The 1,051-nt window shown below is 75.3% G+C and carries 1 protein-coding gene; it reads right to left on the bottom strand.

Annotation, left to right across the window (positions count from 1 at the left end):
* Window positions 1-38 precede the first annotated feature (38 nt).
* Window positions 39-1,051: class I adenylate-forming enzyme family protein (locus tag H5J29_RS33960; RefSeq protein ID WP_181784947.1), on the bottom strand; the 1,013-nt coding region annotated here is incomplete at its 5' end.

The following is a 1,051-nucleotide window of genomic DNA, read 5'->3' as shown; positions in this document are numbered from 1 at the left end:
GGTGGCCGACGCCGCCCCGGCCGGGCTCGTCGCGATGGTCAGCTCGGCACCGCCGCCAACTCCCTGATCGCCACCCGGTTCGGTTTGCCCTGCTCGGTGAGCGGGACGGCGTCCACCGGCAGGAGGTGCAGGCTCGCCGCGACCGCCTCCCCGTGCTCCGCGGCGACGGCGGCACGGCACTCCGCGACGTCGACGGCACCGCCCGGCCACGCCTGCGCCGCCACGATCCGCACGTCCCTGGCCGGGTCCGCCACCAGCACCGCGTACCGGACGCTCGGCACGCGGCACAGCGTGTCCTGCAGCTCGGTCGGCGTGACCGCGCCCAGCTCGCCGATGTCCGACTCGCGGCCGAGGATCCTGAGCATCCCCTCCTCGTCGAGGCAGCCGAGGTCGCCGGTGCGGTACCAGCCGTCGACGAAGTGCTCGGCCTCCTCGACCGGGCGGTTCGTGTAGCCCTGCGCCATCGCGGGCGAGCGGACCTCGATCGCGCCCGCCGCCGGGTCGAGGGCCCCGTCCGCGGTCCGGAACCGGACGTCGACGCCCGGCAGGATCCGTCCCGCGCACCGGAACCGGGAGGGCCGGTCGTGCTCGGCGGGCCGCAGGGCGGACACGATGCCGATCTCGCTGGCCCCGTAGGTGTGCATGACCACCGGGCCCAACCGCTCGCGGGCGCGGCGGCGGAGCACCGGGGCGGCCATCGCGCCGATGTGGGTGAGGGCCTGCAGGGAGCTCAGGTCCGCGTCCGCGACGGCCGGGTGGTCCATCAGCCCGAAGAGCTGCGGCTCCACCAGGAAGAGGTGGGTGACCCGCTCGCGCTCGACCGCCGCCAGCGTGGCCACGGGCTCGTAGTGGTCCTGCAGCACGACGGTCCCGCCGCCGAGCAGGGTCTGGTCCACGAGAATCTGCGTGAGGTAGGCGAGCTTGCCGTTCGCCAGCTGCCTGCGCGCCGGGTCGGCCGGGGTCGCCGCCATCGTGCTGTACCGGGCGAAGTCCCGACGGCTGCCCTTCGGCACCCCCGTCGTCCCGCCGGAGGAGATGACCACGGCCAGGT

The organism is Pseudonocardia pini (genome assembly GCF_013870575.1).
In the GTDB taxonomy this organism is placed as follows: domain Bacteria; phylum Actinomycetota; class Actinomycetes; order Mycobacteriales; family Pseudonocardiaceae; genus Pseudonocardia; species Pseudonocardia pini.
Note: the sequence above shows the minus strand (reverse complement) of the source record. Positions and strands in the feature narration are given on the sequence as shown.